A 9,254-nucleotide genomic window follows, 5' to 3' on the forward strand; every position below is an offset into this window, starting at 1 on the left:
TTTATCTATGATCTCCTGAGTTCTAAAATTGAAAAGAAAATTAAGTTTGGAGGAGGCGGGGATTATGAGGGAATTACCTTAAACGGCAGTACTGCTTACATAGTTGAAAGCAATGGAACTATAACTGAAGTAAAAAATTTTCAGCAACCTCAATTTGAAGTTTCTATTATAGAGACAGGTTTAAGCGCAAAACAGAATATTGAAAGCATTTTTATGGACAGTCAACAAAACCGAATCCTGCTGGCTGTAAAAGATAAGGGCATTAAAAAATCTTCAAAAGGAATTTATGAGTACAACCTTAAAAATGGCAAATTTCGGCATCAACCCGTTTTTCGCATTGAACTTCAGGATAAAATTTTCAGCAAAATAAAGGAGAAGAAATTAAGCAAGGTAATGAGTCCTTCAGACCTTGCTATTCATCCTGAAAGCGGTAAAATTTATATATTGGATGGTAAGGATCCAAAGATTTTAATTATGAGCAGCAATGGAGATGCTGAAAAAATTATTACATTAAACGAAGACGATTTTAATCAGCCTGAAGGTATTACCTTTAGTCCTTCAGGAAAAATGTATATTTCCAACGAAGGCACGCCTGCCAATATTCTGGAAATAAAATTGAAAGAAACCAACTAGACACATGGATAGTAATCAGATAGAAACTACAAGCGTAAAAAAAAGTAAGGCACCTTTGTATATTTCACTGGCCATTGTTGCTGGTTTGGTTTTGAGCTATTTTCTAATTCCGGGAGTTCAAAATTCTTTGGACGAAGCCTGGAGCGTATTAACAAGTGATGACCAGGAGCGCATTGAGAACTGGGTGAGCCAGTTTGGATGGTTTGGCCCTGTAGTTCTTATCCTAACAATGATTGTACAAATGTTTCTGCTGGTAATCCCTACAATCCTGTTAATGGTGGTTTCTATTGTCGCTTACGGCCCCATTTATGGAAGCGTAATTGTCTTTGCAGCGGTGTTTTCGGCATCTTCGGTAGGTTATTTTATTGGAAGGTATTTTGGTCCTGTGATTGTAGAAAAAGTTATCGGAGAAAAATCAGAGAAAAAGGTAGCCGATTTTCTGGATGATTATGGATTCTGGGCCATTTTTATCACCCGGTTAAATCCTTTCCTTTCCAATGATGCCATTAGTTTTGTAGGTGGAATCCTTAAAATGGGTTACTGGAAATTTATTGGTGCTACTTTAGCCGGTATCGCACCCCTTACTCTATTTATTGCAATTATCGGGAGAAGTACAGACGGCCTAAAAACGGGACTGCTGTGGGGTTCTATTATAAGTTTGGTGCTTTTTATTGCCTACGTATGGTGGGACAAAAAGAAACGAAAGAAGAACCATTAAACATATTTCAGAAGAGCAACAAAGATACGAAAATTGGCATTTTAAGGCATACCTTCCAGGGTGAATAAAATTTATTTCATATGGATCCCCATTTCCGTTTCATTAATTATAAGAAATAAACTGTAAAAAAAGGTTCGTTTTGCACGAGCCTTTTTTTTGGCTAAATTCTTAACATAGAGGCTAAAAAAACTTATTTAAGCTATCCGTTTTTCGATTACATTTGGATAAACTTTCTACTCTTTAATGAATAAATATATTGTTGTAAATCATCCCGAAAACTGGGCAGTGCTTTCGGAGAACGTGGAGATTATTTCTGCGCAATCCTACCTTACAAACCCCAAATATTCGAAATTAAAAAAAGCTCGTATTTTTAATCTTTGCAAGGATTATTCCTACCAGAGCAAGGGTTATTATGTATCACTTTTAGCTGAAGCCAGGGGCCATATGGCTATTCCTACCGTCAAAAATATCGTAGACCTGCGGGAGCCGAAACTGGTGAAAATTGTTTCTGAAGAGTTTGAAGATGTTATCCAGAAGAGTTTAAAAAGTATTAAAGCTTCAGAGTTTACGCTGAGTATCTACTTTGGACAGAATGTTGCCCAGAAGTATAAGGAACTCAGCGCCATGTTTTACAGGCATTTTCAGATTCCTTTTTTAAGGGTAAATTTTGTGCGTACTATTAAATGGAATATCAAGAGCATTAAAGCAATTTCTGAAGCTGAAATTCCCGAAGACCATAAGGAGAGTATGCACCACTTCGCTGCTCAGTACTTTTCGAAAAAACGCTATGATACTCCGCGACAGAATATAGCCGAATATGACCTTGCCATTTTGGTAAAGCAGGGAGATCCTGCACCGCCAAGCAATTCCAAAGCCATAAAACGTTTTGTAGAACTGGCTGAAAAAATGAATTTTTATGTAGAAGTCGTTTCTCCCAAAGATCTCTCCAGGTTATCTGCTTTTGACGCGTTGTTTATCCGCCAGAGTACCGAAGTTAATAATGAAGCTTACGCTTTTGCAAGAAAAGCCCAGCAGGAAGGTATCGCGTTGGTAGATTATCCCGATGCTATCCTTAAATGTTGTAACAAGGTTTTTATGGCAGAAGCCCTGGAAAATGCCGGAATTGCCACTCCAAAGACGGTTATTGTGCATAAGGCCAATACACACCAGGTTTTGGAAATTACAGGTTTGCCGGTAGTTCTAAAATCTCCCGATTCCACTTTTTCCTTTGGAGTAAAAAAAGCCGGTACAGAAGAAGAATATAAGGAACTGGTACAGCAAATGCTTAAAAAGTCAGATCTTGTGATCGCGCAGGAATTTTCTCCTTCAGATTACGACTGGCGCATAGGAATCCTGGACAACAAGCCGCTTTTTGCCTGCAGGTATTATATGGCCAAAGGGCACTGGCAAATTTACAATTGGGATGCCAAGAAAAAAGACGATCAGGATGGAAATGCAGATTGTCTTCCTATAGAAAAAGTTCCTCCAAAGATCCTCGAGATGGCTCTAAAATCGGCTAAATTAATGGGACAAGGTCTTTACGGAATCGATATTAAGGAAGTAAATAAGAGGCCGATGGTGATAGAAATTAACGACAATCCTAACATCGACTTTGGTGTGGAAGACGCTTTTTACGGAGATCAGGTTTATATCGAAATTTTATCTGCGTTAAAAAGCAGGCTTAAAAAAGGAGAAATATGAGTTACCGTTTATTTGAAGTTTTTGGGATCGAACTGGAATATATGCTGGTTAATTCAAACACTTTTAAGGTAAATCCAATAGTAGATAAGCTCTTAACAAAGAAAAACGGGAAACTTACTTCAGATGTTTCTAATGGTGAAATCGAGTGGAGCAATGAGCTGGTAGCACACGTGCTCGAGTTAAAAACCAACGGCCCGACCGCCGATCTTGATAATCTTTCCGAAAAGTTTTCTGAAAACATCCGGGAAATCAACCTTTTGCTGAAGGAGTTTGATTCTGAATTACTGCCCACTGCGGCACACCCTTTAATGAATCCTGGAACGGAAACACAGCTGTGGCAGCATAACTACAGTAAGATTTATGCCCTTTACAACCGGATTTTTGACTGTCGCGGGCATGGCTGGAGCAACGTGCAAAGTATGCACATTAATTTGCCGTTTTTTGATGATACTGAATTTGAAAAATTGCACGCAGCAGTACGATTGTTGCTTCCAATTATTCCCGCATTAAGCGCCAGTTCTCCTATTTTTGACGGAAAAAGCACCGGATTTTTAGACAGTCGGATGGAAGTTTATAAAACTAATCAAAAGGAAATTCCTGAAATGGCGGGGAAAATAATTCCGGAACAGGTTTTTAGCAGAGATGAATATTTCGAGAAAATTTTCATGCCTATTAATAAAGCAATAAAACCGCATGATACAGAGCATATTCTGGATCACCATTTCCTGAACTCCCGCGGTGCGATCGCGAGGTTTGACAGGAATGCGATAGAAATAAGGGTGATTGATATTCAGGAATGTCCAAAAGCCGATGTTGCCGTTGCTGTTCTTATTATTGAAGTTTTGAAGTTACTGGTAAGCGAGGAGCTTATCGCACTGGAAGATCAGAAGAAGTGGCATGAAGAGGATTTGTTGCAGATTTTTAACGGCGTAATAAGGGATGCCGAAAATTGCCAAATTAGCAATGCGGCTTATCTTGATGTTTTTGATCTTCAGGAAAATGCTACGGCTGCTGAGCTATGGAAGAAATTATTTAGAAGGGTGGAATCCAGAATTTCAGTAAAGCATAAAGAAAATATTGAATTTATCCTGGAGAACGGAAGTCTCTCTACAAGAATTCTAAAATCCCTCCGGCAGGATTTTTCAGAAGAGAATATTGAAAAAACCTACAGGAATCTGGCGTTTTGTCTTGCTGAAAACAAATTTTTTAAACCATGAAACTAATTTTAACCTGTGAACATGCATTTAATGCAATTCCCGATGAATATTCGCATTTATTCGCTGGAGCAGAAGAAGTTTTAAATACGCACCGCGGATATGATCCCGGAGCATTTGATCTTTTTGAAGCAGTTTCGGGATTGGCAAATTTTGGTGCCTATCAAAAAACGAGTCGGCTGTTGGTCGAAGTAAACCGTTCTGAAAATCATCCCCAGCTTTTTTCAGAATTCAGTGCTGAATTAACAAATGAGGAGAAGCAGGAAGTCCTGGAGCAGTATTATTTTCCTTACCGGGAATCTGTAGCCACAAAAATTGAAGATTTTATAGAAAAAGGGGAGAGGTTAGTGCATTTTTCGGTACATAGTTTTACTCCAGAGTTGGATGGAGAAATAAGGGATGCCGATATTGGCCTTTTATTTGATCCCGCTAGGTCTGCGGAAGAAGAATTTTGCACTTTACTTAAAAAACGTCTTCAACAGGAAAATCCGGAATTAAAAATCAGGTTTAATTATCCTTATCTGGGCAAATCTGATGGACTTACCACGTTTCTGAGATCAAATTTCCCCAATAATTACTCAGGAATTGAACTGGAAGTGAATCAGAAGTTTGTTCAGAATAACAAAATGGATGAGAGGCTGAAAATGGCAATTTTCGATAGTCTGAAGGCTACACTGCAAATGATTGAAAAATAAAAAAGCTGCCAAAAACAGAATATTCAGTTTTGGGCAACCTCTTTAAAAGTATATCTCTCATTTAAATTTTACCTTCAAGAAACGTTTTAATCTCTTTGGGCATTTGCCCCCTTATATGCTCTAACTGGCTCTTGTCCATAAATTTTTGGAGAGAGTTTAGGGTTATAAGGATAATTTCTTCCGTAGGTTTTTTCCACGGAAAATCATCTTCTCCATAAAACTTCTGAAGCTTTTTAACTTCATCTTTCATCTCCTCCAGAGTGTCATATTCCAACGGTGGCTTTTCTGAAAACTTCCAGTTTTCAACATAAATACCCTTTAAAATAGCGTTTAAAGGATCTATTAACTGAAGTGATTCCCCTAAATGGATACGATCCCTCAACGTATGCATTACCGCGCGCCATATTTTTAAGACCCTGCTCTTTTCCTGTGGATGTCCCAGCTCCTGAGCGAGGTAGTTCATATATTCGTGTGCGTCCTGTGAAAAAGTTTCAAAATTTAAATCTTTCGTCGCCATCATCTTCCTTTTTAAATTAGAAATTCAGTTTCTTTAATTTTCGAGTTTTGCCGTAAGGGAGATTTCGGTATCAAGAAGTTTGGAAATAGGGCAATTGTCCTTGGCTTTATTTGCTAATTCTTCAAATTTATCCTTTTCAATATCAGGAATATTTGCATGTAGCGTAATGTGGGACTTCTTGATGGTACCATCTTCAAAAGTAATCTCACTTTTTGCAGATAAGGTGTCTGCAGTAAAACCTTCTTCTCCAAGAAAAGCGGATAACTGCATTGCAAAACATCCGGAATGTGCTGCACCTATCAGTTCTTCGGGGTTTGTGCCATTTCCGTCTTCAAAACGGGTTTTGAAAGAATACTGGGTTTGATCCAATACTCCGCTTTGGGTACTAATTTTTCCTTTTCCTTCTTTTATAGAACCGTTCCACACGGCAGTTGCATGTCTTTTCATAATTACTTTTTTAGTTTTCAATAAGTTAAAAAGACATCTGGTAAAAGCCAAACAATTACAATAACCTTAACCCTTTTTTAATGTTGCAAACCGAATAAAAAAAGCCCTGCAAGATGCAGGGCTTCAATAATATAAAATGTTGTTATAGGATTACTTGATCTCCACAACTTCCAGGTCAAAAACAAGGTCTTTTCCTGCAAGTGGGTGGTTACCATCCACAACAATAGAATTTTCTTTTACATCCTTAACTACAAGGTTCATCTCTCTTCCGTCAGGGCTTTTGGAAACAAGTCCCATTCCAACTTCAGGCTTTATATCTTCAGGTAACTGGCTTTTCTCTACTTCTTGTACCAGCTCTTCCCTTGGCTCTCCATAAGCCTCTTCCTTAGGAATGTTTACAGTCTTTTTTTCGTTGAGTTGCATGTCGATAAGGCCTTTTTCAAAACCTGGGATCAACTGCCCCTGTCCAAGAGTGAATTCTATAGGCTCACCTCTTTCCACAGAGCTGTCAAATACCTGTCCGTCAGATAGTTTTCCAGTGTAATGTACCTTTACCGTGTCATTCTGTTTTACTTGACTCATATCTTTGTTTTACAATTATAAAATTGGCTTCTGTTTAATCTTCAGCCACTTAATTTTGCAAAGGTACATTTATCTAAAGGACTTCCAAACCATCACAGTCTTTATGGCAAATAAGTTGGAAACCTTAACTTTTTTATATAATTTGAAGAGCTTATTTAACATTTCATACGGTTTAGTCACTGAATTTCATTTAAAGCAAATGAAAATGGACTGAGAAATTACTAACATCTATACAACGCTGTTCCATGAAGAAAAAGGAGGCATCCAGCCCAAACTCCAGAAGAAATTTTTTAAAAAGTACTGCACTTGCCACGGCAGGAATTACTTTTATCCCAAGACATGTTATGGGTGGTCCCGGTTTTCTTGCTCCCAGTGATAAACTGGTAGTAGCAGGAATAGGTGTAGGTGGTAAAGGTGAAAGTGACATCCATAACTTCGCCAAAACCGGAAAAGCCGATATTGGCTTTTTGTGTGATGTGGACGACCGCCGCGCGGCCGATTCCATTGCCCGTTTTCCGAAAGCGAAGTATTACAAGGATTACAGGGAAATGCTGGACAAGGAGTCCAAGAATTTTGATGCTGTTTCCATTTCTACACCAGATCACAACCATGCCGTACAAACAATGGCGGCCATGGATTTGGGAAAACATGTATATGTTCAAAAGCCATTAACGCACGATATTTATGAAGCCCGAAAGTTAACTGAAGGTGCCACGCGAAACCGGGTAGTAACTCAAATGGGAAACCAGGGAGCATCTGGGGATGGAGTGAGAAAAATGATGGAGTGGTATGATGCAGATCTTATAGGAAAAGTACATACCGTTTACGTGTGGACAGACCGGCCGGTATGGCCGCAGGGAATTCCATGGCCGGAGCAGGGAAATGCTTCTGTACCAAAAGAGCTGGACTGGGATTTATGGTTAGGAACAGCTCCCTATAAAGAATACATTAGCGGGTTGGTTCCCTTCAACTGGCGTGGCTGGTGGGATTACGGCACAGGTGCACTGGGTGACATGGGCTGCCATTTAATTGAACCTCCGTACCGGGTTTTGGATCTCAAATATCCTAAAGATGTACAATGTAGTGTGGGAAGTGTGTATGTAGATGAATTCCAAAGAGGATATTTTCCTGAAAGTTGCCCTCCTTCAAGTCACGTGACTATGACTTTTCCTGAAAACGAAAAGACAGATGGTGACGTTACAATGCACTGGATGGATGGCGGAATAAAACCTACACGTCCTGAAGAATTAGGTCCCAATGAAACTTTTGGAGATGGTGGGAACGGAGTACTGTTTATAGGCACAAAAGGAAAAATGATGTGCAGTACTTATGGCCGTGACCCCAGGTTGCTGCCAACTTCACGAACAGAGACCGTCAACGTTCCGCAGAAAATCGAGCGGGTGCCGGGAGGTGAGAGCGGGCACTACGCCCAGTGGGTGGAAGGAGCAATTGCCGGGTACGGAAATAAAAAGATGAGTTCGCCTTTTGAAATTGCAGGCCCTCTTACAGAAACACTTTTAATTGCCAATCTGGCGTTAAGAGGTGTGGATATTAGAAAACCTTATCAAAATGATGAGGGGCAAACCAGGTACAATTATCCGGGAAGGGATATAAAGATGATCTGGGATGCAGATAACATGCGGGTGACCAACCTGGATGAAGCGAATAAATTTGTAAAACGGGACTACCGGGACGGCTGGAGTCTGTAAAAATCAAGATTATGAAAAAGCTGAAAAACTTGAAATCCCTGTTCCTGAAATCGGTTTTAGGAATTATTTTACTTACATGGGTAGCAAGTTTTTCAGCTTGTGATTTTATGAATAATGAACCCGATGTGAATTGGGACACTTTATCTGTAACCGCTTCAGCCTATAACTCTCTGGATTACCAGGGCGAAGGAGATGCGAACATTACCGCCTGGGGAGACACGTTAAAACCCGGTCAAAAGGTTATTGCAGTATCCAGGGATTTGATACGAAGAGGACTGGACTACAACACAATGGTAAAAATTGAAGGATTTAAAGGAGAATTTCGGGTGAAAGATAAAATGAATGCCCGGTGGAAAAATAAGATAGATATTTATATGGGGAAAGATTCGCAGAAGGCCCGGGAGTTCGGTAGAAAAAAGCTCGAAATTTATTATGTGGTCGAAGAAGAAGCTGCTTCAGAATAAACAGATTTTTGTTTTAGTATTTCCTTCAAATTTTCGCTCTTCCTGTTATTTGTTACCTTGCAGTAAAACACAAGCTTTTCTATATGAGATTATTTTTTTTCCTGTTTCTTACCTTTTTTATTCTTTCACCAACAAGTAATGCTCAGGATTCTACCGGGGTTGCAGACCAGAGGTTGATAATTGGCATTACAGAAGCCCCTCCATTTATTACAGAAGAAAACGGAAATTTTTCAGGATTAAGTATATCTTCCTGGGAGCTGGTAAACGAAAAATTGGGAGCTGAATACGAATTCCGAACCTATAGTTCTTTAAACAAATTACTCGGCGGGATTCAGAACAAGGAAGTAGATTTTAGTATTAATCCTATTACTGTTACAGATAACAGGATGCAGATTATGGATTTTTCCCAACCGTATTTTATATCAAACACCGGTATAGCTAAAAGGAAAGAACTTGAAATTTGGAACTACATTAAGAATATTGTAAGCTGGAACTTTATTTCTGCAATTCTTATCCTTCTGGGTGTTATTTTCATTTTCGGGTTTCTTGTATGGATTTTTGAGAGAAAAAAGAA

Annotated in this window: 11 protein-coding genes; 8 read left to right on the top strand and 3 right to left on the bottom strand. The window is 39.1% G+C overall.

All coding sequences use genetic code 11. The features are described from left to right. The 5 genes from RM529_RS14890 to RM529_RS14910 all read left to right on the top strand — a co-directional run. Positions 1 to 633, top strand: a 633-nt coding sequence (locus tag RM529_RS14890) for an SdiA-regulated domain-containing protein (protein ID WP_311485544.1), incomplete at its 5' end; no start/stop codon positions are given. A 4-nt stretch (positions 634 to 637) separates the two neighbouring features. After that, positions 638 to 1,351, top strand: coding sequence for a TVP38/TMEM64 family protein (locus RM529_RS14895; protein WP_311485545.1), 714 nt, complete (start codon positions 638 to 640; stop codon positions 1,349 to 1,351). 243 nt (positions 1,352 to 1,594) lie between these two features. Further along, complete coding sequence (locus tag RM529_RS14900) at positions 1,595 to 3,052, top strand: RimK family ATP-grasp domain-containing protein (RefSeq protein WP_311485546.1); 1,458 nt, start codon at positions 1,595 to 1,597, stop codon at positions 3,050 to 3,052. Beyond that, complete coding sequence (locus RM529_RS14905) at positions 3,049 to 4,269, top strand: carboxylate-amine ligase (protein WP_311485547.1); 1,221 nt, start codon at positions 3,049 to 3,051, stop codon at positions 4,267 to 4,269. Before RM529_RS14900 ends, RM529_RS14905 begins: the two co-directional genes overlap by 4 nt. After that, complete coding sequence (locus tag RM529_RS14910; RefSeq protein WP_311485548.1) at positions 4,266 to 4,961, top strand: N-formylglutamate amidohydrolase; 696 nt, start codon at positions 4,266 to 4,268, stop codon at positions 4,959 to 4,961. Before RM529_RS14905 ends, RM529_RS14910 begins: the two co-directional genes overlap by 4 nt. A 61-nt stretch (positions 4,962 to 5,022) precedes the next feature. Here the strand turns inward: RM529_RS14910 and RM529_RS14915 are convergent, their stop codons facing one another. The 3 genes from RM529_RS14915 to RM529_RS14925 form a co-directional block, all read right to left on the bottom strand. Next, a complete protein-coding gene (locus tag RM529_RS14915) occupies positions 5,023 to 5,481 on the bottom strand; it encodes a DUF2267 domain-containing protein (protein ID WP_311485549.1) in 459 nt (152 codons plus the stop codon). 30 nt (positions 5,482 to 5,511) lie between these two features. Beyond that, entirely contained in the window at positions 5,512 to 5,925 is a 414-nt protein-coding gene (locus RM529_RS14920; protein WP_311485550.1) for an OsmC family protein, read from the bottom strand. 150 nt (positions 5,926 to 6,075) lie between these two features. Further along, positions 6,076 to 6,507, bottom strand: a complete 432-nt coding sequence (locus RM529_RS14925) for an FKBP-type peptidyl-prolyl cis-trans isomerase (RefSeq protein WP_311485551.1) — start codon at positions 6,505 to 6,507, stop codon at positions 6,076 to 6,078. 245 nt (positions 6,508 to 6,752) lie between these two features. On the opposite strand from RM529_RS14925, the gene RM529_RS14930 reads away from it, so the two are divergent. The 3 genes from RM529_RS14930 to RM529_RS14940 form a co-directional block, all read left to right on the top strand. Next, complete coding sequence (locus RM529_RS14930) at positions 6,753 to 8,216, top strand: Gfo/Idh/MocA family protein (protein WP_311485552.1); 1,464 nt, start codon at positions 6,753 to 6,755, stop codon at positions 8,214 to 8,216. 11 nt (positions 8,217 to 8,227) lie between these two features. Continuing rightward, positions 8,228 to 8,680, top strand: a complete 453-nt coding sequence (locus tag RM529_RS14935) for a 3D domain-containing protein (protein WP_311485553.1) — start codon at positions 8,228 to 8,230, stop codon at positions 8,678 to 8,680. A gap of 83 nt (positions 8,681 to 8,763) precedes the next feature. Next, a partial coding sequence (locus RM529_RS14940) for a transporter substrate-binding domain-containing protein (RefSeq protein WP_311485554.1) occupies positions 8,764 to 9,254 on the top strand: 491 nt, incomplete at its 3' end.

This window comes from Autumnicola edwardsiae, assembly GCF_031846505.1.
Lineage (GTDB): Bacteria > Bacteroidota > Bacteroidia > Flavobacteriales > Flavobacteriaceae > Autumnicola > Autumnicola edwardsiae.

Coding starts and splice junctions, on each gene's coding strand:
- RM529_RS14910 (WP_311485548.1), top strand. CDS start 4,266: ATGAAACTAATTTTAACCTGTGAACATGCATTTAATGCAATTCCCGAT.
- RM529_RS14900 (WP_311485546.1), top strand. CDS start 1,595: ATGAATAAATATATTGTTGTAAATCATCCCGAAAACTGGGCAGTGCTT.
- RM529_RS14915 (WP_311485549.1), bottom strand. CDS start 5,481: ATGATGGCGACGAAAGATTTAAATTTTGAAACTTTTTCACAGGACGCA.
- RM529_RS14925 (WP_311485551.1), bottom strand. CDS start 6,507: ATGAGTCAAGTAAAACAGAATGACACGGTAAAGGTACATTACACTGGA.
- RM529_RS14895 (WP_311485545.1), top strand. CDS start 638: ATGGATAGTAATCAGATAGAAACTACAAGCGTAAAAAAAAGTAAGGCA.
- RM529_RS14935 (WP_311485553.1), top strand. CDS start 8,228: ATGAAAAAGCTGAAAAACTTGAAATCCCTGTTCCTGAAATCGGTTTTA.
- RM529_RS14920 (WP_311485550.1), bottom strand. CDS start 5,925: ATGAAAAGACATGCAACTGCCGTGTGGAACGGTTCTATAAAAGAAGGA.
- RM529_RS14930 (WP_311485552.1), top strand. CDS start 6,753: ATGAAGAAAAAGGAGGCATCCAGCCCAAACTCCAGAAGAAATTTTTTA.
- RM529_RS14905 (WP_311485547.1), top strand. CDS start 3,049: ATGAGTTACCGTTTATTTGAAGTTTTTGGGATCGAACTGGAATATATG.